This window comes from Pseudomonas sp. EU05-FHT14B02 (genome assembly GCF_058791055.1).
In genome coordinates this window covers 100,094-122,866 of the sequence record NZ_JBYTDD010000004.1, presented here as the reverse complement: position 1 = coordinate 122,866, position 22,773 = coordinate 100,094, and the positions used below count along the sequence as shown (strand labels likewise).

Here is a 22,773-nt window from a genome sequence, read left to right as displayed (position 1 = left end):
GCGATTACTCTGAATCCTTTGTTGTTTCGGTAGGGAATGTGTCGGTTTCGTCGTCCGCGTACGGATCGGGAAAGCCCAGTTCTGCAAGCAACGTTCGTTCCAGTGCTTCCATTTCTTCGGCTTCTTCGTCATCAATATGGTCGTAACCAAGCAGATGCAAGCAGCCGTGAATCACCAGATGCGCCCAATGGGCCTTTAGGTCCTTGCCTTGTTCAGCGGCTTCGCGCTCGACCACGGCCACGCAGATCACCAGATCGCCCAGAAGCGGGATGTCGAGGAACTCATCCGGCACGTCGGCCGGGAATGACAAGACGTTAGTGGCGTAATCCTTTTGCCGCCAGGTGTTGTTGAGCTCGCGGCCTTCGGTTTCGTCAACCAGACGAATGGTCATCTCCGAGTCGGCGGTGCGCTGGCGCAAAGCCAGTTCGCACCACTGGCGGAACTCGTCTTCGCTGGGGGTGGGGGCTTCAGTGGCGATTTGCAGGTCAAGCTCAAGCATCGCGGCGGCTATCCTTGGCGGCTGCATCATCGGCCGCTTTGGTTTCGAAGCGCTCGTAGGCTTCGACAATCCGTTGCACCAGTGGATGGCGCACGACGTCCTTGGGCTGGAAATGGGTGAAGCTGATCCCCGGCACTTCCTTGAGCACCTCAATCACATGGTGCAGGCCGGACTTGGTACCGCGTGGCAGGTCGACCTGGGTAATGTCCCCGGTGATGACTGCCGTGGAGCCAAAGCCGATCCGGGTCAGGAACATTTTCATTTGCTCGACCGTGGTGTTCTGGCTTTCGTCGAGAATGATGAAGCTGTTGTTCAGCGTGCGGCCACGCATGTAGGCCAGCGGCGCGACCTCGATCACCTGGCGCTCGATCAGCTTGGCGACGTATTCGAAGCCGAGCATTTCGTAGAGTGCGTCGTAGAGCGGGCGCAGATACGGATCGATTTTTTGCGACAGGTCGCCGGGCAGGAAACCGAGTTTTTCACCCGCTTCGACCGCCGGGCGAACCAGCAGGATGCGGCGGATCTGCTCGCGCTCCAGTGCATCCACCGCGCAGGCAACGGCCAGATAGGTCTTGCCGGTACCGGCCGGGCCGATGCCGAAGTTGATGTCGTTACCGAGGATTTCCTTCACGTAACGCACCTGATTCAAGCCGCGAGGGCGAATCATGCCTTTCTTGGTGCGCAGGGCGACGGACGGTTCGGCGGGGGAGTGGTTGTCCAGCTGCTCGACGGCCGATTCCTGCAGGAACAGGTGCACCATGTCCGGCGACAGCTCGGTAGCCTTGGTTTCCCGGTACAGGCGGCGCAGGAGGTTTTCCGCGGAGGTGGTGTGTTTGGGTTCGCCGATCAGCTCGAACTGGTTTCCGCGATTGCGGATCTCGATGGTCAGGCGCTGTTCGATCAAGCGCAAATGCTCGTCGAATTGCCCGCACAGATTGGCGAAGCGGCGAGCTTCAAAAGGCTCGAGGATGAAACGATGTGGTTCTATGGGTGCGTTCAAGGTCGTATTTAGCCGCCCTGGGGCAATGGTGATGAGTTCAAGGATAGCGCCAGTGGCGTGGGTGCGAAAGCTCTTAAATAACCAACGTCGCAGGCAGTCCCTGTGGGAGCGAGCTTGCTCGCGATGACGGCCTGACATTCAACATATGAGTTGTCTGGTCTGGCGCTATCGCGAGCAAGCTCGCTCCCGCAGTGGAGTGCAGTGTTATTGGATCAGCGAGCCCCGTAGCGAGTGCGGCTGCGCGGCATCAATGTGCACGTCCGCGAACTGGCCGATCAGGGTCGGATTGTCGCAGCGGAAGTTGACGATACGATTATTCTCGGTGCGGCCTTGGAGCTCGCCCGGGTCCTTTTTCGAGTAATCGGTCACCAGGATTCGCTGGATCGTGCCGACCATTTGTCGGCTGATCTCGAAACCTTGCTGGTTCAAGCGATGCTGAAGGGCATTCAGGCGTTCTTTCTTCAGCTCTTCCGGAGTGTCGTCGGCCAGATCGGCGGCTGGTGTGCCCGGGCGCTGGCTGTAGACGAACGAGTAGGAGAAGTCGAAGCCGACGTCGGCAATCAGCTTCATGGTTTGCTCGAAGTCTTTCTCGGTCTCGCCGGGGAAGCCGACAATGAAGTCCGAGCTGATGCAGATTCCCGGTACCGCGGCACGCAATTTGCGCAGTTTGGATTTGTATTCAAGCGCGGTGTGGTTGCGTTTCATCGCCGCGAGGATGCGGTCCGAGCCCGATTGCACCGGCAAGTGCAGGTGCTTGACCAGCTCCGGCACGTCGGCGTGGGCCTGGATCAGGCTGTCGGAGAACTCCAGCGGGTGCGATGTGGTGTAGCGGATGCGGTCGATGCCATCGACCGCGGCGACCACGCGGATCAGCTCGGCAAGGTCGGCCAGGCGCCCGTCATGGGTGAGGCCGCGATAGCCGTTGACGTTCTGCCCCAGCAGCGTTACTTCCCGCACGCCGTTTTCGGCCAGGTGAATGATCTCGGCAATCACGTCGTCGAACGGCCGGCTGACCTCTTCGCCGCGGGTGTAGGGCACCACGCAGAACGTGCAGTACTTGCTGCAACCTTCCATCACCGACACGTAAGCGCTCGGGCCGTCGATACGGGGCTCGGGCAAGTGGTCGAACTTTTCGATTTCCGGGAACGAGACGTCGACTTGCGGCAGTTTGCTGGTGCGCGCGGCGTCGATCATTTCCGGCAGGCGGTGCAGGGTCTGCGGGCCGAAGACAACGTCGACGTACGGCGCGCGATCGCGAATGGCTGCACCTTCCTGGCTGGCCACGCAACCGCCGACGGCGATCACCATGTCCGGGTTGGCCAGCTTCAGTTCGCGCCAGCGGCCGAGCTGGGAGTAGACACGATCCTGGGCACGTTCGCGGATCGAGCAGGTGTTGAGCAGGATCACGTCGGCGTCTTCTGCGCGAGCGGTGACTTCCAGGGCCTGATGTTCGCCCAGCAGATCGACCATGCGCGAGCTGTCGTACTCGTTCATCTGGCAACCGTGGGTTTCGATGTAAAGCTTCTTGGCCATGGATTAGAGTCATCACGTGATTCAAAGAACCGCACATTATAGGGAACATGTACTCAGGTTCCTACCGCTGCGCGTCCGATGGCTATGCTATAGTTTGCGCCCTCATTTTTATCCCCCGATGTGTTTCGCCCACCATGACCAAACGTGAAGCTCCAATCTACAAGGTGATTTTCCTCAACCAGGGCCAGGTGTTCGAAATGTACGCCAAGCAGATCTATCAGAGTGATCTGTGGGGCTTTCTGGAAGTGGAAGAGTTCGTCTTTGGCGAGCGCACGCAAATGGTCGTCGATCCGAGCGAAGAAAAGCTCAAGGCTCAGTTCGAAGGCGTAGTGCGCAGTTTTGTGCCGATGCATTCGATCGTGCGTATCGATGAAGTCGAACGTATGGGAACACCGAAAATCAGCGAAGCCCGTGGCGCGGTCGGCAATGTCATGCCGTTTCCGATGCCGATGCCTGATAAGTAAGGTTCTAGACCGAGTCAACGCAGAAATCAGGGTAGCGGCGAGAAAGGTGTACGCCCGTCAGCGCTCTGCAATTCCATCAAATATTTACGGAAGATTTGCCCGAGCACCTGGGTAGCAAGCTCCAGTTCTTCGCGGGGCATCTTTTCGGTGACTTCGTCGGCGGTGTCCAGGGCCTCTTCGGCGCCGTTGACCGCCGCCATCTTCAGCAGGATGTACGCCTGAACGTTATTGGCCGGCACGCCTTCGCCGTGGAAGAACATGGTGCCGAGTTTGAATTGTGCCTGGGCGTGGCCTTGCAGCGAGGCTTTTTCGAAATAGCTCAGGGCTTGATTGAGGTCGCGCGGCGTGTTTTTGCCTTCGTAGTAGAACTCACCCAACTCGTATTGCGCTTGCGCATCCCCTTCTTCCGACGCTTTCTGGCAGGCGGCGAGCGCCTGTTCCAGGTCTTGCGGCTGAGTATTGAGGGTGCAGCGACCCATCGCTGGGATTAACAACGAGTTGCCGCCTGCTTGTGCGTGCGCGAGCAGGGGCTGAAGAAGCAACAGGCAGCCCAGTGCAAGGGTGCGGCCGGTGCGGTTCATGGGAATCGACTTACCTCTGAAGGGCGCGCGGACCCATCGAGGGATCCAATAAGCGCGCATTATGAAATAAGCAGGGCCAACCTTACAAAGTCTTTACTCGTTTTTCTGCTGCACGGGAAATTTATCGCCCACTTTGCGGGGGATTATTAGCAGATGAGTAGGAAAAATCGTGGGAACGCAGGTGAAAACTGACGCTGGCAAGGGCCAGCGTCAGCATTTGAACGTTACTTCAAGGCCGCGAAGGCGCGCTCGGCGGCGTCCAGGGTCAGCTTCAGTTCAGCTTCGCCGTGGGCGATCGAAGTGAAACCGGCTTCGAATGCGCTCGGTGCCAGATAAACGCCACCTTTGAGCATCAGATGGAAGAAACGGCCGAACAGGGCTGCGTCGCTGGCCATGACGTCATCGAAGGTGACGATGTCGTCGGCACCACTGAAGTACAGCCCGAACATGCCGCCGGCCTGGGTGGTCACGAACGGAATGCCGGCCGCATCGGCGCGCTGTTGCAGGCCGTCGAGCAGGCGAGTGGTGTAGTCGGTCAGCTCGGCGTGGAAGCCCGGGCGGCTGATCAGGCGCAGAGTGGTCAAGCCGGCGGCCATCGCCAGTGGGTTACCGGACAACGTACCGGCCTGGTAGACCGGGCCCAGCGGGGCGATGCGCTGCATGATTTCGCGCTTGCCGCCGAAGCAGCCGACCGGCATGCCGCCACCGATGATCTTGCCGAAGGTGGTCAGGTCCGGCGTCACGCCGTAGTACGCCTGGGCACCGCCGAGGGCGACACGGAAACCGGTCATCACTTCGTCGAAAATCAGCACCACGCCGTGCTTGTCGCACAGGGTCCGCAGGCCTTCGAGGAAGCCCGGAGCAGGCGGTACGCAGTTCATGTTGCCGGCCACTGGCTCGACGATGATGCAGGCCACGTCCTGGCCAACTTCGGCCAGCATGCTCTCAACGGCGTCGATGTCGTTGAACGGCAGGGTCAGGGTGTGTTTGGCGAATGCCGCTGGTACACCGGCCGAGCTCGGTACGCCTTGGGTCAGTGCGCCGGAGCCGGCCTTGACCAGCAGGCTGTCGGAGTGACCGTGGTAGCAACCTTCGAACTTGATGATGCTGTCGCGGCCGGTGAAGCCACGGGCCAGGCGAATGGCGCTCATGGTTGCTTCGGTGCCGGAGCTGACCATGCGCACCATTTCCATCGACGGCACAAGGGAGCAGACCAGGTCGGCCATCTGCGTTTCCATCTCGGTCGGAGCGCCGTAGGACAGGCCGTGCTCAAGCTGTTTGCGCACGGCGTCCAGCACGTCCGGGTGGCTGTGGCCGAGAATCATCGGCCCCCAGGAACCGACGTAATCCACATAACGCTTGTCATCTTCGTCAGTGACGTAGGCGCCTTCGGCGTGCTTGAAGAACAGTGGCGTGCCGCCGACGCTCTTGAACGCGCGAACCGGCGAGTTCACGCCACCGGGAATATGTTTCTGGGCATTGGCAAACAGCGTTTCGGAACGAGACATGATCGGGCTCTCAGACTTTTAGTAATTCATTGAATGCGCGGGCGCGGCGGGTTACTTCAGCTGTGCTCTCGGCGCCAAACAGGCCATGCACCACGGCCAGCAGGTCGACACCATGGGTCACCAGCGGCGCGGCGTTTTCCAGGGTGATGCCGCCGATCGCGCAGATCGGCAGGTGCAGGTTGCTGCGTGCCTGGTCGAGCAGGTCGAGACTGCAGGTCGGGGCGCCGGGTTTGGTGTTGGAATTGAAGAAGCGGCCGAACGCGACGTAGCTGGCGCCTTCCTTGACGGCCTGTTCGGCGAGGTCGAGTTGCGCATGGCAGGTCGAACCGATGATTGCATCGCGACCCAGCAGGGCGCGGGTCGGAGACAATGGACCATCAGTTTGACCCAAGTGCACGCCGACATTCAGGCGTGCGGCCAACTCAGCGTCATCATTGATAATCAACCGGGTGTTGTAGCGCTCGCATAAATCACGCAAGGCTTCGGCTTCGCGCAGACGACGGGCTTCGTCACTGCTCTTGTCGCGGTATTGCAGCAAGGTGACGCCGCCTTCCAGCGCCGCCTCCACGTACTTGAGCAGCTTACCGTCCAGCAAATGGCTGTCGGTAATGGCGTACAGGCCACGTAGTTTCATCGGACAAGCCTCACCGCATTACAAATAGAAGTTACGAGCAGAAATCCAGTGGCAAGCGACGCGGCACGAACTGGCCTTTGCCCAGTTGCTCGGCATCACGCAGGGTGCGCCATGTGTAGTTAAGTGCGGTCTGCACGGCACTGGCGAGGTTTTCGCCCTGGGCCAGACGACCGGCCAGCGCACTGGCCAGGGTGCAACCGGAACCGTGATAACTGCCCGGCAAACGCTGGCAGGTAAAGGTTTCGCGCAAGCCGTCGCGGCTGTACAGGCGATTGTGGATTTCGGTTTCGTCGCCATGTCCGCCGGTGATCAGCAGGTGTTTGACGAACGGCAGGAGTTTTTCTGCGCACTCGTCCGCGGTGCCTTCGGGCAGTTCGGCGAGGATGCGGGCTTCGGGAAGGTTGGGGGTCGTAATGATCGAAAGGGGCAGCAAGCGTTCGCGCATGGCGTAGCCTACCTCGTCCTTGCCCAGGCGTCCGCCGCCGCCAGCGCGCAGCACCGGGTCGCAGACCACCGGCAAGTGCGGGTGCGCCGAAAGCAGTTCGACCACGGTGTCGACCATTTCCAGGGAGCCGAGCATGCCCAGTTTGACGGCGGCGACTTCGGAGTCGTTGAGCACGGCATTGGCCTGGGCCAGTACCCACTCACGGTCCAGGACGCGGAAGTCAGTGACATTGACGGTGTCTTGCACGGTCAGGGCGGTGACGGCCGGAGCCGCATGGCAACCCTGGGCGAGCAGGGCTTCGATATCTGCCTGCAAGCCGGCGCCACCACTTGGGTCGTGGCCGGAGAGACAGAGGACAACGGGGCGAGAGCTGTAGATATTCATGGTGCGCGAGCTTACCACCAAACAACGTTTTTCGGGTGTAGCGACATCCAGTCCGGCCGATAGATTGTGGCGAAGGTGCTTAGTGTTCGCAGTGCATTTTTTATATCTGATCAAGTCAACAGCTCTATCTCAGTGTTTTTGGCTGTAACGCCCGTGCTAGAGCCTTTGTAGGAAAAATTTCTGTGGTTCTCATTGGCTATCAACGGCTATGCTAGAGTGGATCCAAACCAATAACAGGTGATACCGGTTTTACGTCTGCTCAAAAGGAATGGGGGGCTTCCTGACAGAACCGGACAGGCCACGCTGGGGCTTCAATGCGCTATTTGCTGATGTTGCTGTTGTGTTTGCCCCTCCTGGCAAACGCCGTCGAGTTCGATGAGTTCACTCAAAGCCTTCCCTTGGGCCGAACCCTGCAGGTCTATGAGGACGCTGGTGGTCAGGCGACCATCGCGGATATCCGTGCACAAGCGGCGGCCGGCAACTTCAAGCCACACCACAAAAATACGCTTAACGCCGGGTACTCGCGTTCGGTGTTCTGGCTGAAAATCGACCTGCATTACCGTCCAGCCAATCCGGCGGCGCAAAGGACCTGGCTGCTGGAACTGGCCTATCCGCCCCTCGATCATCTCGATCTCTATTTGCCCGATGCGGCCGGCAACTATCAGCTGGTCAGGCAGACCGGCGATGCCTTGCCCTTTGCCAGCCGTGATATTCGTCAGAACAACTATCTGTTCGACCTGACGTTCAAGCCGGATCAGGCCGAAACCGTATTCATGCGCTTGCAAAGCGAAGGCTCGATCCAGGCGCCGGTAACCTTGTGGTCGAGTACCGCCTACCTCGAAGAGCAGCCCGTGCGTCTCTACGTACTGGGGCTGATCTACGGCGTACTGCTGGGGATGCTGGTCTACAACCTGTTCATCTACCTCAGCGTGCGCGACACCAGTTACCTCTACTACATCTTTTATATCGCCTCGTTCGGCCTGTACCAGCTGTCGGTAAACGGTGCGGCCGTGCAGTATTTCTGGCCGGACAATCCGTGGTGGGCCAACGCTGCGACGCCGTTTTTCATCGGCTGTGCGGGGCTGTTCGGCAGTCAGTTCGCCCGCAGTTTCCTGCAGATGGCTACCCACAGTCGCTGGCTTGACCGCTTGTTGCTGGCGCTGGTTGCCTTTAGCGCGCTGGTCGTGGGTTTGTCGTTGATGACCAGTTACGCCCTGGCCTTGCGCCTGGCCACGGCGCTGGCGCTGACGTTCACCGTGGTGATTTTTGCCGCCGGGATCTTTGCCTGGCTACGGGGCCTGCGCGTCGCGCGGTATTTCATCATTGCCTGGTCGGCGTTTTTACTCGGTGGCATCGTCAATACGCTGATGGTGCTTGGATACCTGCCGAACGTGTTCCTGACTATGTATTCCAGTCAGATCGGCTCGGCCATCGAAGTGGCGTTGCTGTCCCTGGCGCTGGCCGACCGCATCAACGCCATGCGCGAGCAGCAGGCTCAAACCCTGCTCGACGCCAGCCAGAAGCTTGAAGTCCTCAACCAGCAATTGGCTCACAGTAACAAGCTCAAGGACGAGTTCCTTGCCACCCTGACCCACGAATTGCGTACGCCCATGAATGGTGTGATCGGTTCACTGGAGCTGATGCAGACAGTCGAGATGGACCCGGAACTCGAGTACTACCAGCAGACGGCCTCGGGGTCGGCACGGGACATGATGCGCATGGTCAACGGCATCCTCACCCTCACCGAATTGCAGGCCGGCAAACTCAAGGCCTCGGCCGACACCTTCAGCTTGCGTGGCGTGGTCGAGGCACTGCGCACGCAGTTCGAGGGCAACGCATCGAGCAAGTCGCTGGACTTCAAGGTCGATGTCGCGCCAGGTGTGCCGGATCGCTTGCTCGGCGACAACGTCAAGATCGCGCAGTGCCTGGAATGCCTGCTGGATAACGCCATCAAGTTCACAAAGGTCGGCGGTCTGGCGCTGCGGGTGACCGGCAAGACCATCGAGCCCGACCGGGTGGCGTTGACCTTTGCGGTGATCGACACGGGCATTGGTTTCACCGATTTAGGGGAGGCCACGATGTATCAACGGTTCTTCCAGCTCGATGGCTCGATGACCCGTGAATACGGTGGCCTGGGGGTTGGCCTGGCCATTTGCCGACAGTTGGTCGAATTGCTCGGTGGACGACTGACTCATCGCTCCGAGCCAGGGCGCGGCAGCCGGTTTCAGCTGGATGTGGAAGTCGGGTTGCCGGCGGTCGAACGTCCGGTGACGCCGTTGATGCCCCGGGATTTTCCGCGCCTGCGCTTGCCCCAGGATTGTGCCGTGCTGTTGGTGGATGACAACAGCATCAGCCAGTTGGTGATGCGCGGCATGTTGCTCAAGCTGGGCTTTCGCGTACGTACGGCCAACAGCGTCGATGTCGCGCTCGATCTGTTGCAGCGCGAAGTGTTTGACGTAGTGTTGGTCGATTGTCAGTTGCCGCTGCCGGACGGTGAGTCGGTGTGCTGCCGGATCCGCGCGTTACCCGGTTATGCCGAGCTGCCGTTGTTCATGATCGCCCTGGGCGGTGACCGTGAACGCTGCCCGGCCGGCGCAGTAATTGATCACTTGAACAAACCGGTGAAATTCGAAGACTTGCAGGCCGCGCTCTACCGCCGTGTGCTCTGCCCGAAACAGGGCGAAAGCGCCGACAGTTAGGCGTATATGACACTTTGTTCGGTCGAGGGGCGGTGCTTAACTGAAGTCCCTTGGCCGACCAAAGGAGCCCTGTCATGAACCTGCATCAGTTCGCCGAAACCCACGAAGTCACCAACCAGCCACCGTCACTGGACGGCGCCAACCTGTACCGCATCGACTTGCCGTTGCAGGAATGGTCGCGGCGCTTCGGGGCCGGTTGGGCCGAATCGCGGATCGACGCCTATGGCGCGCTGGCCGGTGGCCCGTTGATGGAAGCCGGGTTCCTGGCCAATCAGAACAAGCCGGTGTTCAACAGCCATGACCGGTTTGGTCATCGCATTGATCTGGTGGAGTTTCATCCGGCCTATCATCAATTAATGCGCACGGCGGTCGAACACGGCCTGACCTCGCTTCCCTGGGCGCACCCGCAGGACGGCGCCCATGTCGCCCGCGCGTCCATGACCTATTTGCACAGCCAGGCCGAGGCCGGCAGTGGATGCCCGCTGACCATGACCTTTGCCAGCGTTCCGGCCATGCGACTGCAACCGGACCTGGCGCAAAAGTGGCTGCCGAAAATCCTCGCCACCGAATACGACCCGCGCAATGTCAGCATGGTCCACAAGGCCGGAGTCACCATCGGCATGGCCATGACCGAGAAGCAAGGCGGTACCGACGTGCGGGCCAATACCACCAAGGCCTATCCGGTCGGCGCCAGCGGTCCGGGCCAAGCCTATGAACTTGTGGGGCACAAGTGGTTTTGCTCGGCGCCGATGTGCGACGCCTTCCTGACACTGGCGCAGACCGACAAGGGCCTGACCTGTTTCCTGTTGCCACGCCATCGTCCGGACGACACGCGCAATCAGTTCTATATCCAGCGCCTGAAGAATAAACTCGGCAACTGCTCCAACGCTTCCAGCGAAGTGGAGTTCCGTGGAGCACTGGCGTGGATGGTTGGTGAAGAGGGCCGTGGCGTTCCGACGATCATCGAGATGGTCGCCATGACCCGCTTCGATTGCATGGTCGGTTCCAGTTCGCTGATGCGTCAGGCGCTGACTCAGGCCAGCCATCACTGCGCTCACCGAACGGTTGGCGGCAATCTGCTCAGCGAACAGCCGTTGATGCAGAACGTGCTGGCGGATCTGGCGCTGGAAAGCGAAGCGGCCCTGGCGTTGAGCCTGCGCATGGGCCGGGCGCTGGATCATCTGGATGATTCGCAGGAAGCCAAATTCGCCCGCCTGGTAACGGCGGTGGGCAAGTACTGGATCTGCAAACGGGCGCCGGCGATGATCAACGAAGCGGCCGAATGCATGGGCGGCGCAGGGTATGTCGAAGACAGCATCCTGCCGCGGCTTTACCGCGAGGCGCCGGTGAATTCGACCTGGGAAGGCTCCGGCAACGTGCAGTGCCTCGACGTGCTGCGTGCCCTGTCGAAAGAACCAGGCGTGCTCGATGCGCTGTTCAGCGAGTTGGGCGATGGCCATGGCGACAAGCGTCTGGCGGCGCACATCAGCCAGTTGCAGACGGCCTTCAAGGACACCAGCGACATCCAGTACCGCGCCCGGCAACTGACTGAAGACATTGCCCTGGGGCTGCAGGCGAAGCTGTTGCTGGAAGCCGGGAATGCGGTGGTCAGTGATGCGTTTATTGCCAGTCGCCTGGATGGCGGCGGCCGAGTGTACGGTGCGTTACCACGAGGGCTGGACGTGGAAACGATTGTCGCGCGCTCGACTCCGCAGGGCTTCTGATCACGGTTGACCCAGCACTGTAAATCTCTGTGCTCAGTCAATGCCACTGTTCCCGTGAAGCGACGATGCAGGCAAGATGAAGGTCTGCAAGTCAGAACACAGGATGCTGATCGTGACCGAAGCTTTTATTGTCGTTCAAACCGCCGAGCAAGCCGTGGATCGGCTTGCACTCTTGCACAATCGTGCGACCACCGCGTTGAGCCAGGCGCTCAAGCGCTACCTCAAGGATCGCGTCGAGCCCGATGCCGAACAGCGCTCGATGTTCCGCTATCCCGAATTGCGCCTGACCTATCACTGCCAGGGCGAAGTCCCGCAGACCACCCGTGCCTACGCCAAGGTCCAGCTGCCGGGCACCTACAGCGTCACCGTCACCCATCCCTCGGCTTTCCGTAAATACTTGCTGGAACAGCTCGTTCCGCTGATGCACGACTTCACCGTGACCGTGGAAGTCGGTGTCAGCCAGCAGAACATCCCGTATCCGTATGTGGTCGAGCAGGGCGATGAGCTGGCGGGCTCCGGCGTCACCGCCGCCGTACTGGCGCGGGTGTTCCCGAGTACCGACCTGTCGGCGGCGACCGACGGCATTGCCGACGGTCTGTACGATTGGGAAAACACCGATCCGCTGCCCCTGGCGCTGTTCGATGCCGCGCGGGTGGATTTCTCCCTGCGCCGACTGGTGCATTACACCGGCAGCGACTGGCGGCATGTTCAGCCGTGGATTCTGCTGACCAACTATCACCGCTACGTCGACCAGTTCATCGTCCATGGTCTGGAGCAACTGCGCAACGACCCGCGTTTCGTGCGCATGGTGCTGCCGGGCAACGTGATCATCGAAAAGAGCATGGATCACGGCGAAGCCTCGGCGATTGCCGCCGGGGTGGTCTGGCACCGCTACCAGATGCCGGCCTATCACCTGATCGCCAGCGATGGCCACGGCGTGACCCTGGTCAACATCGGTGTCGGCCCGTCCAACGCCAAGAACATCACCGACCACCTGGCCGTGCTGCGCCCACACTGCTGGCTGATGATCGGTCACTGCGGCGGCCTGCGTCAGTCGCAGACCATTGGCGACTACGTGCTGGCCCACGCCTACATGCGTCGCGACGGAATTCTCGACCGGGTGGTGCCGCCGAACATTCCGATTCCGGCGTTGGCCGAAGTGCAGCTCGCGCTTCAGCAAGCGGCGGCCAACGTCACCGGCGAGAAGGGCGACGAACTGAAGAAACGCCTGCGTACCGGCACCGTGCTGACTTACGACGACCGTAACTGGGAGCTGCGCTGGGCGCAGGAACGGCCGCTGATCAACCTGTCCCGCGCCGTGGCGGTGGACATGGAAAGCGGCACCATTGCCGCGCAGGGTTATCGCTTGCGAGTGCCGTACGGCACGTTGCTGTGCGTCTCGGACAAGCCGCTGCACAGCGAAATCAAGTTGCCGGGCTCGGCCAACGCTTTCTATGAGCGCGCGGTCAGCCAGCATCTGAAGATCGGTATCGAGGCGGTGGATCTGTTGCGCACCGAACTCAACTCGCTGCACTCGCGCAAACTGCGCAGTTTCGACGAGCCGCCGTTCCGCTAACGGTTTGTCATGGTCATTTGGCGGTCAGGGCACTAGCATTAGCAGCCCTGACCGTTAGATGTTGTTTTGCCCATGTCGCGTCCATCTCGTCCACCTTCCCGTCGCCCCGGCGCGAAGCCATCCCCATCAGCCCCGCGCCGTGTCGCCAAGGCGCCACCAGCCGAGCCGAAGCTGATCCTGTTCAACAAACCTTTCGATGTGCTGACGCAATTCAGCGACGGCGACGGGCGCGCGACCCTCAAGGATTACATCGATGTACCGGGCATCTATCCGGCCGGACGACTGGACCGCGACAGCGAAGGCTTGTTGCTGCTGACCAACGACGGCCAGCTTCAGGCGCGGATCGCCGACCCGAAACACAAACTGGCCAAGACCTATTGGGTGCAGGTCGAGGGCGAGCCGAACACCGAACAGTTGCAGCGCTTGCGCGACGGCGTCGAATTGAATGACGGCATGACCTTGCCCGCCGAGGCACGGCAACTGGACGAGCCTGAGCTGTGGCCGCGCAATCCGCCGGTTCGCTTTCGTAAAAGCGTGCCGACCAGCTGGCTTGAGTTGGTGATTCGCGAAGGGCGCAACCGGCAGGTGCGGCGCATGACCGCTGCGGTCGGGTTGCCGACCTTGCGCCTGGTGCGAGTCAGGATCGGCGACTGGACGATCGAAGGGCTCGATCAGGGACAGTGGAAAGAAGTACCGGCGCGCTTATAAAGTGCCGGATTCGATCAGGCCGATGACCACACTTTTGATCACGAATGCAGCAACACCAAGACCGAGTACGAAGAACAGAATGAACGAGCCAAAGCGCCCGGCCTTGGACTTCTTCGCCAGATCCCAGACGATGAAACCCATGAAAATGATCAGGATCGTGACCAGTCCGGTCATCATCCACTCTTCGAATACTGCAGGATCCATCGAACATCTCCAGCACAGGCGAGGCTAAAAGGGCGCGGCGAGTATACGCCGCACTGGCTTCGTGCAGTATTGACCTGCGTCGGTGTGTCGCAGTCATTCGTCGCCTGTGCCGGCCCCATCGCGAGCAAGCTCGCTCCCACAGGTTTTGTATGGATCACGATACTGCGGTCAACACAAAACTTTGTGGGAGCGAGCTTGCTCGCGATGGCGTCCTCAGCTGCGCAGATGAGTCAAAGGCAGTTCGGTGCTGTTCAACACCTGATTCAACACAAAACTCGATCGCACGCTGGTCACGCCTTCAATCCGCGTCAGATGCCCCAGCAGCAGTTTCTGGTAGTGATCCATGTCCGGCACCACGACCTTGAGCTGATAGTCGGCATCCATCCCGGTCACCAGGCTGCATTCGAGCACTTGGGGCAGGGTGCGGATGGCCGCTTCGAAATTCTCGAAACGCTCCGGCGTGTGACGGTCCATGCCGATCAGCACGTAAGCGGTCAGGCTCAGGCCTAGCATCTTGCGGTCGAGCAGGGCGACCTGGCGGGAAATGTAGCCGTCGTCTTCCAGTTGCTTGACCCGTCGCGAGCACGGCGAAGGCGACAGGCCGATGCGCTCGGCCAGCTCCTGGTTGGAGATGCGTGCGTCGCGCTGCAATTCCGCCAGAATACTCAGGTCGTAACGGTCGAGCTTGCTCATCAATCGGTCCTTTGTCGTAACTATTGCGGAGGATTATGTATCTAGGGTTAAAAATTGCGCAAGTGATGTTTAATTCAGCAATCTTCGCAATCCTCTGCCGGCGCTCCCGGCCTATTCTTATCACCAGAATCACTGCTCGGACAAACAGTCCAGTGCGGCTCGCCGAATCAGGCCCGCCGCGGTCGCCACCCCCACCGGGGATGTGCCGGCCCCCGAGCTACACACTGTCCAGAAGACGGCGTGAGGTGAGCCGACACCACAAGTGTCGAGCCAGGACGAAGTTCTCCAAGGGGAGGCCGACGGGTCTCCCCTTTTTCTTGCGTGGAATTTGACCCGCTGGCCTCAATAAATAAGTTGTGTGACAGATAACCAGTCGCAGAACCGGCCAGCGCTTTCCCAGTCTTAAGTACAGGCCCTTGCCCGCAATGAGGTAAAGCATGAAATCGCGCATCTGGCGTTTGGCCGGTGTTGGTTTGTTGTGTGTCAGTGTCTCTGTGCAAACGATGGCCGATGAGCCGCAAAACCGTAGTCATGATGGCGGGCAACGCAGCCAGGGTGGGCATCAGGGCGATAACCAGGGGCATGGTGGCGGCAAGCAGCCGCATCCGCAAAGCGGCCAGCAGCAGAATCAGCCCCGGGCGCAGAACAATGACAACCGCCAGAAAGAGCACAGCGGCCAGAATCAACGTCAGGACAATGACCAGAGGCAGAGCCGTCCAGCGCCGGATTTCAACAGCCAGGTGCGCTCGCCGCCGCCACCGCCGCAGATGCCGGCCACTGACATGCCAATCCAGCCCCGGCCCGACACCGTACGCCAGACCCAGGAGCCGCAGCGCGGTTACTACCAGGATCAGCCGCGTCGCAACGATTACAACAAGCACTGGAAGGGCTACATAGGCGCGCCGTCCAATGACACGCATTGGGAGGGGCGGTCGAGTGGAGGCGGCAACGGCTGGGGGCCTGGCCCCAGGTATCGTCCCGGTCAAGTGATCGACCGCTTTCCCGAGCGCGACTACCGCGTGCCTTACCGTGGCATGGATTACTACTATTCCGGAGGCTACTGGTATCGCCCGCTGGGCCCGCGTTACGTGGTTGTGCAGCCACCGCGCGGGATTCGTGTCAGGTACCTGCCCGATTACGCCGAGCAGGTGTGGATCGGCGGGGCGCTGCTGTTCCTGGCGGCCGGTTCCTATTACGCCTATCAGCAAAGCACTCAGGATTACGTCGTGGTCGAACCGCCGGTTGGCCAATCGCAACCTCCAGCCGGCAACAGCGGTTATGACGTGGAGGCATATCCAGCCAACGGTCAGTCGCCGGAGCAGGTCAGTCGGGATGGTTACGAGTGTTATCAATACGCGGTGCAGCAGAGTGGTTTCGATCCACGAACCGCCACCTACCAGCCAGCCCCGTCGGTGGTGCAAGCCTACCGACAGGCCCAGGGCAACTGCCTGAGCAGTCGCGGTTATCAGGTGACTTACTGATCCCGCGCGGCTTTCACCACTTCCTGCGGATCGGCGTGCACTAGCACTTCGGCCCGCGGGTAGGCGGTGTGAATGGCTGCGGCAGCCTGATCGCTGATGCCATGGGCAACGGATAGCGTCAGCTCCCCCGGCAGTTCCAGATGCAACTGCACAAACCATTGGTTACCGGAGATCCGCGTGCGCAGGTCATGGGCACCCAATACGCCAGGGACGCTGCACGCCAATTCCAGCATGTGTTGGCTGACCTCCGGCGGCAGTTCTTCATCCATCAACACCGCGAAGCTCTCCCGGGCGATCTGCACCGCGCTCCACAGAATGTAGACGGCGATTCCCAGGCCGAACCAGGGGTCGACCTGATGCAGTCCAAACCCGGCAAACACCAGCGCGATCAGAATGCTGCCGTTGAGAAGCATGTCCGAGCGGTAGTGCAGGGAGTCGGCGCGCACCGCATTGGAGCCGGTGGCCTTGACCACTCGATGTTGAAACATCAACAACGCCAGGGTCAGCACGAGGGAAAGCACAATCACGCCGATACTGATCAACGGCGCGCCCACGGGCTCGGGATGCTTCAACCGATCGTAGGCCTGCAACGCGATCAGTACCGCACTGCCGCCGATGAATAACGCCTGGGCCATGCCCGCCAATGACTCGGCCTTGCCGTGCCCGTAGCGATGATCATTGTCGGCGGGGCGCAGGGCGTAATGCACTGCCAGCAGGTTGAGCAATGACGTGACGCCGTCGAGTGTCGAGTCGGTGAGCCCGGCGAGCATGCTCACCGAGCCGCCCAACCACCAGGCGATGGCTTTGGCGACGATCAGGATGCATGCCACCGCCACCGAGGCACGGGTCGCCAGCCTCAGCAGGCGGGCGTGTTCGGAGCTGGAGGTCATAGGGGCCATCGTTCCTTGAAGAGTCCTTTCGCGCGTAGGGATTTACGCGGCGGGTTGCAGGCCAAACATCGCCAGTTGCTGGGCGTTGCCTTTGCTCTGAATCAGGCGTGGATCGTTCAGCGGGAAGCTGCGACCCAGTTCGCTTTCCAGAATAGTCTGCAACTTGCGGTTATCGACTTTGCCGTCGGCGCCGATGGCTTCCTTGAGTTTTTCCGGTGCAACCTGGGCAGTCTCTCCCGGCGCGTAGTAAATCGCGCCGGTGGCGAAGTCCACGGCAAACGCAATCAGGCCGGGGATGATGTAGAACAGCAAGCCCACGGCGTCGAGCGCGGCGATGGCCGGGTCGATCTTGCCTTCGATCTGGCCACGGCGATCCGGGTAGAAGATCGAACCGCAGGCGGTCACTTGAGTCAGCAAGGTTGCGACCAGAACACCGCCAATCAGGCGAAAGGGAGCACGCATATGAAATCTCCTGGGTAATCTCGAAACGAAACGTCGTCTGTATGAATTAAGACCCTGACGAACGCCTTGCAGTTCGCCGTTATACTCGGCCCTCTGTTTTGGAGCCAGTATGATTTCTTTGCCGATCGATGAAGTTTTACCCGCCCTGCGTGAAGCCCTCGCTACACGTCACGAAGCTGTGCTCGAAGCACCGCCCGGCGCCGGTAAGACCACCCGTGTGCCTTTGGCCTTGCTCAACGAGCCATGGCTGGCCGGGCAGACCATCCTGATGCTCGAACCCCGCCGTTTGGCGGCGCGGGCGGCGGCGGAGCGGCTGGCCAGTGAGCTGGGAGAGAAGGTCGGAGAAACCGTGGGCTATCGCATTCGGCTCGATAGCAAGGTCGGCCCCGACACCCGTATCGAAGTGGTCACCGAGGGTATTCTCACCCGTCGCCTGCAGGATGACCCGGCGCTGGAAGGCGTGGGCCTGTTGATCTTCGACGAATTCCACGAACGCAGCCTCGACGCCGACCTTGCATTGGCCCTGAGCCTCAATGGCCGCGAACTGTTTCGTGATGACCAACCACTGAAAATCCTGCTGATGTCCGCGACCCTGGAAGGCGAACGCTTGGCCGGGTTGCTCGACGACGCGCCGATCCTGCGCAGCGAAGGGCGCATGTTCCCGGTGGTGATGCGCTGGGGACGGCCGTTTCAGGCCGGTGAATTCATCGAGCCGCGTCTGGTGCAGACCATCCTTGAAGCCTTGAACGACGAGGTCGGCAGTGTGCTGGTGTTCCTGCCGGGGCAGGCGGAAATCCGGCGCGTGCATCAGCAACTGGCCGATGCCTTGGGCGAAAACACTCAGGTTCTACTGTGCCCACTGCACGGTGAACTGGACCTCGCCGCGCAACGGGCAGCCATTGATCCGGCACCGACGGGCAAGCGTAAAGTGGTGCTGGCCACCAACATCGCCGAAACCAGTCTGACCATCAATGGCGTGCGCGTGGTGATCGATGCCGGGTTGGCGCGGGTGCCGCGCTTCGACCCCGGCAGCGGCATGACCCGTCTCGACACCCAGCGCATCTCCAAGGCCAGCGCCACCCAGCGCGCGGGCCGGGCCGGGCGCCTGGAGCCGGGCGTGTGTTATCGCTTGTGGTCCCAGGATCAGCATGAGCAACTGGCGGCATACGGCAATGCGGAAATCCTTTCGGCGGACCTCGCGGGGCTGGCCTTGCAACTGGGTCGCTGGGGTGTGACGCCCGGGCAGCTGGTGTGGCTCGACGCGCCACCTGCCGCCGCGTATGCGCAGGCTCAGGACTTGCTCGAACGCCTGGGCGCTCTGCAGGGTGACGCGCTGACCCGACACGGTCAGGCCATGGCCGAACTGCCGGCGCATCCGCGCATCGCGCATTTGCTGTTGCGCGGCCAGGCGCTGGGTCTGGCGGACATGGCCTGCGACGTCGCGGCACTGCTCGGCGAACGCGATATCCTGCGCGGCGCCGGGGCTGACCTGCACAGTCGACTGGTGCTGCTGTCCGGTGAAGAGCGTGCCGTACGCGGTGCTCAGGGCGGCGTGCAGCGCGCACGACAACTGGCGCGGCAGTATCGTGGTTACCTACGGGGCAAAGCAACGGAGCCGGTCAGCGATCCAGATCACCCGCGCTGGCTCGGCGCATTGCTGGCGCTGGCCTATCCCGACCGGGTCGCTCAGCAACGGCGCGCCGGTGGTGCGGAATATCGCCTGGCCAACGGACGTGCCGCACTGTTCGCCGAGGCCGATAGCCTGATGAAGCAGCCTTGGCTGGTGATCGCCGATCTGGGCAGTCGCCAGGGCCAGCGTGAGGAGCGGATTTATCTGGCGACGGACTTCGATCCGACACTCTTCGATTCAGTGCTGGCCGAGCAGGTTCGCTGCGTCGATCAACTGGATTGGGATGAACGTGAAGGCGTACTGCGGGCCGAGCGTCAGCGCAAGGTTGGTGAACTGGTCCTCAGTCGTGAACCGCTGACCGGTCTCGACGAAAGCGCACGCAGCCAGGCGCTGGTGAATCTGGTGCGGCGCAAGGGGCTGGAGCTGTTGCCGTGGACGCCGGAGCTACGTCAGTGGCAGGCGCGGGTCGCCTTGTTGCGTCAACTGGACCTCACCGGCAAGAGCGAGAGCGAGTGGCCGGACGTCAGCGACGCCGCGCTGCTCAGAAACCTCGAGCACTGGTTGATGCCTTATCTGGGCAAAGTCTCGCGACTCAGCCATTTCGCCAATCTCGACCTGTCGAGCATCGTCCACAACCTGCTGCCGTGGCCGCTGCCACAACGCTTGGACGAACTGGCACCCCATCATTTGAGCGTGCCGTCAGGCTCTTCGATACGTCTGGATTACAGCGAACAGCCGCCGATTCTCGCGGTGCGCTTGCAGGAACTGTTCGGCCTGGCCGAAACCCCGCGCATTGCCGGGGGGCGGCAGGTGGTCAAACTGCATCTGTTGTCCCCGGCGCGGCGGCCGGTACAGGTGACTCAGGACCTGGCCAACTTCTGGCGCAGCACCTACGCCGAAGTGAAGAAGGATTTGAAGGGGCGTTATCCGAAGCATTATTGGCCGGATGATCCGCTGGTGGCCGAAGCGACAGCGCGGATCAAGCCACGTAAATAGTCGCTAAGGCAATTGATGCGGCTTTTCGGATTTGGCGGTCAGTTGTTCGCGGCAGTAATCCGCAAACAACTGCGCCGGCTTGGTCAGTTGCCCGCGTTTGAGCCACGCCGCCACCAGCCCCGAACCGGTGACGTCTTCAGCGATGTCCACGCACACCACTTTCTGCCCGTCGTAGGTGCATTCCGAATGCGGCTTGGTCACCAGGATCGAGAACCCGAACCCCTGGCCAACCATGCCCCGCACCATCTCGATCGAAGGCGAGCTGAAGGCGATGCGTGGGGTCAGTCCCAGCTCATCGAACAGGCTGACGAAGTAGGTCCGGCTCGGCTGCACGTCCAGAAGAATCATTGGCTCCAGGCACAGATCCCGCAGCGACACTTGCGCCTGCTGGGCGAAGCGGTGATCTGCCGGCAGCAATGCGTAAGGCCGTTGCGCGGGCATCAGTGGTTCGGTCTCGATGGTACCGTCGAGGTCGTGCTCGTAGAGGATCGCCAGATCGAAGGCTCCGGAAGTCAGGCCCTGTACCAGCTCTTGTTGCTCGCCGTCGCGGATGCGGATTTCCACCCCCGGGTACAACGCCGAAAATCCGGCGATCAATTGAGGCAGGTACAGCGGCGCGACGGTTTCGAAGCAGCCGATATCGATCTGCCCGGAGACCACATCGTTGTCGGCCAGGGCATTCTGCTCGAACTCCCTGGCCATGCGCAGCAGTTCCTGGGCCTTGCGGTAGAAGCGTGCACCACTGGGGGTCAATGACACACCCTGTGCATGGTGACGGATCAGCAGCTGCACGCCGAAACTGTCTTCCAGTCCTTTGATGGCCGTGGAGATCGAAGGCTGGGCGATGTACAGCTTGCGCGAGGCCTCGGCGACGCTGCCGCACTCGACGGTGGTGATGAAGTACTTCAGTTGACGCAGATTGTAGGCAGCCACAGCAAACCTCGGGGGAGAACGGATCAGGCATCCTGGCAATTTGCGCGCCACCCCTATCCGCTCGGGCAGCGATTTGTTGTGGTTGAACAATAACCACATGCTGCGCCAGAAGGGAGATTGGCTACGTAGTTTTTTCTTGGCCTGCGAACACATTTTTACTGGTTTTCCACCGCTTGGGCCTGAGCGACTATCCAATACACAAGAATGTCCTCTGGAGCATCTGAACGTGTTCGAGCTTGAGTATTGGCAACGCAAGGCCGCTTCCCTGCGGTTTCCCGACCAGGCCGTGATCGACGGCCAGTGTCGTCCGGCGCAGTCGAGGCAGACTTTCGCCGCGATCAACCCCGCCACCGGCCAATGCCTGGCCAACGTTGCCGCCTGCGGTGAAGAAGACGTGAACGCGGCGGTACACAATGCGCGGCAGGTTTTCGAGGCAGGCACCTGGGCTGCGCGCTCACCGACCGAACGCAAGCAAGTACTGTTGCGCCTGGCCGATTTGATCCTCGAAAACCGTGAAGAACTGGCGCTGCTCGACTCGCTGAACATGGGCAAGCCCGTCGCCGATGCCTACAACATCGACGTGCCGGGTGCCGCGGGAGTGTTCCGCTGGTACGCCGAAAGCCTCGACAAACTCTACGATCAGGTCGCGCCGAGTGCGCAGAACGTGCTGGCGACCATTACCCGCGAAGCCTTGGGCGTGGTGGCTGCCGTGGTGCCGTGGAATTTCCCTCTGGACATGGCAGCGTGGAAACTCGCCCCGGCCCTGGCCGCCGGCAACTCGGTGATCCTCAAGCCGGCCGAACAGTCGCCGTTTTCCGCCCTGCGCCTGGCTGAGCTGGCGCTGGAAGCCGGTCTACCTGCGGGTGTGCTGAACGTACTGCCAGGGCTCGGCGAGCAGACCGGCAAGGCCCTTGGCCTGCACCCGGACGTCGATTGCCTGGTGTTCACCGGCTCCACCGAGGTCGGCAAATATTTCATGCAGTACTCGGCACAATCGAACCTCAAACAAGTGTGGCTGGAGTGTGGCGGCAAGAGCGCCAACCTGGTGTTTGCCGATTGTCAGGATCTGGATCTGGCGGCCGAGAAAGCCGCGTTCGGTATCTTCTTCAATCAGGGCGAAGTCTGCTCGGCCAACTCGCGGTTGCTGGTGCAGCGCTCGATCCATGACGAGTTTGTCGAACGCCTCAAAGCCCAGGCCGAACGCTGGTTGCCGGGCGATCCGCTGGACCCGTCGAGCGCCGCCGGGGCCATCGTCGACAGCCGTCAGACCGCGCGCATCATGAAGTTCATTCAGCAGGCCGAACAGCAAGGCGCGACCAGGGGCTGTGGCGGTCGACAGTCGATCTTCAACGGCTCGGACAACTTCATCCAGCCGACGATTTTCACCGGCGTGACACCGGACATGCCGCTGTTTCGCGATGAAGTGTTCGGCCCGGTGCTGGCGATTACGGCATTCGACGATGAAGCCCACGCCTTGCAACTGGCCAACGACAGCGTCTACGGTCTGGCGGCCTCGCTGTGGACCGACGACCTCAACCGCGCCCACCGTGTGGCGCGACAATTGCGGGCCGGTACGGTGTCGGTCAACAGCGTCGATGCGTTGGACGTGACTGTGCCTTTTGGCGGTGGCAAGCAGTCGGGTTTCGGCCGCGATCTGTCCCTGCATTCATTCGATAAATACACCCAGTTGAAGACCACCTGGTTTCAATTGCGCTGATAACAAAACGGA

Annotated in this window: 20 protein-coding genes; 8 read left to right on the top strand and 12 right to left on the bottom strand. The window is 61.1% G+C overall.

Features of this window, described 5'->3' with window-relative positions; genetic code table 11:
• Nucleotides 1-4: 4 nt before the first annotated feature.
• The 3 genes from ybeY to miaB form a co-directional block, all read right to left on the bottom strand.
• Nucleotides 5-499, bottom strand: a complete 495-nt coding sequence (ybeY, locus tag AC3WTM_RS05935; protein ID WP_102670788.1) for an rRNA maturation RNase YbeY — start codon at nucleotides 497-499, stop codon at nucleotides 5-7.
• Nucleotides 492-1,499: a PhoH family protein gene (locus AC3WTM_RS05930; RefSeq protein ID WP_102670789.1), complete on the bottom strand. Its 1,008-nt coding sequence runs from the start codon at nucleotides 1,497-1,499 to the stop codon at nucleotides 492-494. The genes ybeY and AC3WTM_RS05930 overlap by 8 nt, the downstream gene beginning before the upstream one ends.
• A gap of 204 nt (nucleotides 1,500-1,703) precedes the next feature.
• Entirely contained in the window at nucleotides 1,704-3,032 is a 1,329-nt protein-coding gene (gene miaB, locus AC3WTM_RS05925; RefSeq protein ID WP_102670790.1) for a tRNA (N6-isopentenyl adenosine(37)-C2)-methylthiotransferase MiaB, read from the bottom strand.
• Between the two features lie 134 nt (nucleotides 3,033-3,166).
• On the opposite strand from miaB, the gene AC3WTM_RS05920 reads away from it, so the two are divergent.
• Nucleotides 3,167-3,496 carry a DUF1820 family protein gene (locus AC3WTM_RS05920; protein ID WP_102670791.1) on the top strand — a complete coding sequence of 110 codons (330 nt, stop codon included), beginning with the start codon at nucleotides 3,167-3,169 and terminating at the stop codon, nucleotides 3,494-3,496.
• A 26-nt stretch (nucleotides 3,497-3,522) separates the two neighbouring features.
• Here the strand turns inward: AC3WTM_RS05920 and AC3WTM_RS05915 are convergent, their stop codons facing one another.
• The 4 genes from AC3WTM_RS05915 to AC3WTM_RS05900 all read right to left on the bottom strand — a co-directional run bounded on the left by AC3WTM_RS05915 (nucleotide 3,523) and on the right by AC3WTM_RS05900 (nucleotide 7,048).
• A complete protein-coding gene (locus tag AC3WTM_RS05915; protein ID WP_102670792.1) occupies nucleotides 3,523-4,077 on the bottom strand; it encodes a tetratricopeptide repeat protein in 555 nt (184 codons plus the stop codon).
• A gap of 224 nt (nucleotides 4,078-4,301) precedes the next feature.
• A complete protein-coding gene (hemL, locus tag AC3WTM_RS05910; protein ID WP_102670793.1) occupies nucleotides 4,302-5,585 on the bottom strand; it encodes a glutamate-1-semialdehyde 2,1-aminomutase in 1,284 nt (427 codons plus the stop codon).
• A 10-nt stretch (nucleotides 5,586-5,595) separates the two neighbouring features.
• Nucleotides 5,596-6,219, bottom strand: coding sequence for a thiamine phosphate synthase (thiE, locus tag AC3WTM_RS05905; protein ID WP_102670794.1), 624 nt, complete (start codon nucleotides 6,217-6,219; stop codon nucleotides 5,596-5,598).
• 31 nt (nucleotides 6,220-6,250) lie between these two features.
• On the bottom strand, nucleotides 6,251-7,048 hold the full coding sequence (locus AC3WTM_RS05900) for a hydroxymethylpyrimidine/phosphomethylpyrimidine kinase (protein WP_102670795.1): 798 nt from the start codon (nucleotides 7,046-7,048) through the stop codon (nucleotides 6,251-6,253).
• Nucleotides 7,049-7,362: 314 nt separating this feature from the next.
• Here AC3WTM_RS05900 and AC3WTM_RS05895 point away from each other — a divergent pair, with 314 nt between their 5' ends.
• The 4 genes from AC3WTM_RS05895 (at nucleotide 7,363) to AC3WTM_RS05880 (ending at nucleotide 13,755) form a co-directional block, all read left to right on the top strand.
• Entirely contained in the window at nucleotides 7,363-9,747 is a 2,385-nt protein-coding gene (locus AC3WTM_RS05895) for a hybrid sensor histidine kinase/response regulator (protein WP_102670796.1), read from the top strand.
• Nucleotides 9,748-9,821: 74 nt separating this feature from the next.
• Nucleotides 9,822-11,471 carry an acyl-CoA dehydrogenase family protein gene (locus tag AC3WTM_RS05890; protein ID WP_102670797.1) on the top strand — a complete coding sequence of 550 codons (1,650 nt, stop codon included), beginning with the start codon at nucleotides 9,822-9,824 and terminating at the stop codon, nucleotides 11,469-11,471.
• Nucleotides 11,472-11,547: 76 nt separating this feature from the next.
• On the top strand, nucleotides 11,548-13,047 hold the full coding sequence (gene amn, locus AC3WTM_RS05885; protein WP_173677927.1) for an AMP nucleosidase: 1,500 nt from the start codon (nucleotides 11,548-11,550) through the stop codon (nucleotides 13,045-13,047).
• Nucleotides 13,048-13,119: 72 nt separating this feature from the next.
• Nucleotides 13,120-13,755: a pseudouridine synthase gene (locus AC3WTM_RS05880; RefSeq protein ID WP_102670798.1), complete on the top strand. Its 636-nt coding sequence runs from the start codon at nucleotides 13,120-13,122 to the stop codon at nucleotides 13,753-13,755.
• Here AC3WTM_RS05880 and AC3WTM_RS05875 read toward each other — a convergent pair.
• Nucleotides 13,750-13,959 (bottom strand): DUF2788 domain-containing protein, encoded by a 210-nt coding sequence (locus tag AC3WTM_RS05875; protein WP_008022976.1) that lies wholly within the window; start codon nucleotides 13,957-13,959, stop codon nucleotides 13,750-13,752. The genes AC3WTM_RS05880 and AC3WTM_RS05875 overlap by 6 nt on opposite strands.
• Nucleotides 13,960-14,172: 213 nt before the next feature.
• Complete coding sequence (locus AC3WTM_RS05870) at nucleotides 14,173-14,652, bottom strand: Lrp/AsnC family transcriptional regulator (RefSeq protein ID WP_007937367.1); 480 nt, start codon at nucleotides 14,650-14,652, stop codon at nucleotides 14,173-14,175.
• A gap of 437 nt (nucleotides 14,653-15,089) precedes the next feature.
• Between AC3WTM_RS05870 and AC3WTM_RS05865 the strand changes: the two genes are divergently transcribed.
• The gene (locus AC3WTM_RS05865) at nucleotides 15,090-16,133 is read left to right on the top strand and encodes a DUF6515 family protein (RefSeq protein WP_102670799.1); all 1,044 of its coding nucleotides are present in this window, start codon (nucleotides 15,090-15,092) and stop codon (nucleotides 16,131-16,133) included.
• Here AC3WTM_RS05865 and AC3WTM_RS05860 read toward each other — a convergent pair.
• Together AC3WTM_RS05860 and AC3WTM_RS05855 are read right to left on the bottom strand one after the other, a co-directional pair.
• Complete coding sequence (locus AC3WTM_RS05860) at nucleotides 16,127-17,023, bottom strand: cation diffusion facilitator family transporter (protein WP_102670800.1); 897 nt, start codon at nucleotides 17,021-17,023, stop codon at nucleotides 16,127-16,129. The genes AC3WTM_RS05865 and AC3WTM_RS05860 overlap by 7 nt on opposite strands.
• Nucleotides 17,024-17,065: 42 nt before the next feature.
• Complete coding sequence (locus tag AC3WTM_RS05855; RefSeq protein ID WP_102670801.1) at nucleotides 17,066-17,485, bottom strand: polyribonucleotide nucleotidyltransferase; 420 nt, start codon at nucleotides 17,483-17,485, stop codon at nucleotides 17,066-17,068.
• Nucleotides 17,486-17,594: 109 nt separating this feature from the next.
• Here AC3WTM_RS05855 and hrpB point away from each other — a divergent pair, with 109 nt between their 5' ends.
• A complete protein-coding gene (gene hrpB / locus AC3WTM_RS05850) occupies nucleotides 17,595-20,111 on the top strand; it encodes an ATP-dependent helicase HrpB (RefSeq protein ID WP_102670802.1) in 2,517 nt (838 codons plus the stop codon).
• A gap of 3 nt (nucleotides 20,112-20,114) precedes the next feature.
• On the opposite strand, the gene AC3WTM_RS05845 is transcribed toward hrpB, so the two are convergent.
• Nucleotides 20,115-21,044 (bottom strand): LysR family transcriptional regulator, encoded by a 930-nt coding sequence (locus AC3WTM_RS05845; RefSeq protein ID WP_102670803.1) that lies wholly within the window; start codon nucleotides 21,042-21,044, stop codon nucleotides 20,115-20,117.
• Between the two features lie 226 nt (nucleotides 21,045-21,270).
• On the opposite strand from AC3WTM_RS05845, the gene AC3WTM_RS05840 reads away from it, so the two are divergent.
• The gene (locus AC3WTM_RS05840) at nucleotides 21,271-22,761 is read left to right on the top strand and encodes an aldehyde dehydrogenase (RefSeq protein WP_102670804.1); all 1,491 of its coding nucleotides are present in this window, start codon (nucleotides 21,271-21,273) and stop codon (nucleotides 22,759-22,761) included.
• Nucleotides 22,762-22,773: the final 12 nt, after the last annotated feature.

Bases quoted from the DNA above. Each gene is read 5' to 3' on its own strand.
- AC3WTM_RS05895 (WP_102670796.1), top strand. From the start codon at position 7,363: ATGCGCTATTTGCTGATGTTGCTGTTGTGTTTGCCCCTCCTGGCAAAC.
- AC3WTM_RS05920 (WP_102670791.1), top strand. From the start codon at position 3,167: ATGACCAAACGTGAAGCTCCAATCTACAAGGTGATTTTCCTCAACCAG.
- ybeY (WP_102670788.1), bottom strand. From the start codon at position 499: ATGCTTGAGCTTGACCTGCAAATCGCCACTGAAGCCCCCACCCCCAGC.
- amn (WP_173677927.1), top strand. From the start codon at position 11,548: ATGAAGGTCTGCAAGTCAGAACACAGGATGCTGATCGTGACCGAAGCT.
- hrpB (WP_102670802.1), top strand. From the start codon at position 17,595: ATGATTTCTTTGCCGATCGATGAAGTTTTACCCGCCCTGCGTGAAGCC.
- AC3WTM_RS05855 (WP_102670801.1), bottom strand. From the start codon at position 17,485: ATGCGTGCTCCCTTTCGCCTGATTGGCGGTGTTCTGGTCGCAACCTTG.
- AC3WTM_RS05915 (WP_102670792.1), bottom strand. From the start codon at position 4,077: ATGAACCGCACCGGCCGCACCCTTGCACTGGGCTGCCTGTTGCTTCTT.
- AC3WTM_RS05875 (WP_008022976.1), bottom strand. From the start codon at position 13,959: ATGGATCCTGCAGTATTCGAAGAGTGGATGATGACCGGACTGGTCACG.
- AC3WTM_RS05860 (WP_102670800.1), bottom strand. From the start codon at position 17,023: ATGACCTCCAGCTCCGAACACGCCCGCCTGCTGAGGCTGGCGACCCGT.
- AC3WTM_RS05900 (WP_102670795.1), bottom strand. From the start codon at position 7,048: ATGAATATCTACAGCTCTCGCCCCGTTGTCCTCTGTCTCTCCGGCCAC.
- AC3WTM_RS05880 (WP_102670798.1), top strand. From the start codon at position 13,120: ATGTCGCGTCCATCTCGTCCACCTTCCCGTCGCCCCGGCGCGAAGCCA.
- miaB (WP_102670790.1), bottom strand. From the start codon at position 3,032: ATGGCCAAGAAGCTTTACATCGAAACCCACGGTTGCCAGATGAACGAG.
- AC3WTM_RS05870 (WP_007937367.1), bottom strand. From the start codon at position 14,652: ATGAGCAAGCTCGACCGTTACGACCTGAGTATTCTGGCGGAATTGCAG.
- thiE (WP_102670794.1), bottom strand. From the start codon at position 6,219: ATGAAACTACGTGGCCTGTACGCCATTACCGACAGCCATTTGCTGGAC.
- hemL (WP_102670793.1), bottom strand. From the start codon at position 5,585: ATGTCTCGTTCCGAAACGCTGTTTGCCAATGCCCAGAAACATATTCCC.
- AC3WTM_RS05890 (WP_102670797.1), top strand. From the start codon at position 9,822: ATGAACCTGCATCAGTTCGCCGAAACCCACGAAGTCACCAACCAGCCA.
- AC3WTM_RS05865 (WP_102670799.1), top strand. From the start codon at position 15,090: ATGAAATCGCGCATCTGGCGTTTGGCCGGTGTTGGTTTGTTGTGTGTC.